The sequence below is a fragment of the Kocuria rhizophila genome, from assembly GCF_003667225.1.
Lineage (GTDB): Bacteria > Actinomycetota > Actinomycetes > Actinomycetales > Micrococcaceae > Kocuria > Kocuria rhizophila.
This window is the reverse complement of the sequence record NZ_RCOM01000185.1, coordinates 1-409: the sequence shown is the minus strand read 5'-3', so window position 1 is coordinate 409 and position 409 is coordinate 1. Positions and strand designations below refer to the sequence as shown.

General features: G+C 46.2%; 1 protein-coding gene. It reads right to left on the bottom strand.

The features are described from left to right. Positions 1 to 38: 38 nt before the first annotated feature. Positions 39 to 409: hypothetical protein (locus tag D9R02_RS12490; RefSeq protein WP_183085998.1), on the bottom strand; the 371-nt coding region annotated here is incomplete at its 5' end.

Below are 409 nucleotides of genomic sequence, written 5' to 3'. Positions count from 1 at the left end.
ACCATGCGAATCGATCATGGAGCGCCGAATTCAAAGGGTCATCCTGAATCGCTAGCTCGTAGAATTCTTTGGCTTCTGATATTTTTTCCCTTTTCCGATGCAATTTTTGCGGCTTTTGCGTATGGACCCTTAAAGGCTTCTGCTACGCGATCTTTTTTGTACTCTCGATCAATGGCTTCCCTTTCACGAGCATAGCGGTCCACTTCCGCCGCATAATTCATGATCTCTTCACGATCTGTCGAGGTCAACTTGGCCAGCTTCTGAGAGAAAAAGCGTTTCGCTAGTTCAACGATCTCGAGTTCATAAGTGCTGCCTTGTTTCGTTTGGTTGGCAAAATAAGTCTCATCGAGACTTAGGATGAACTCATCATGAGGAATGCCAACCTCTTGGCATGCGTGCCCTATTGAGA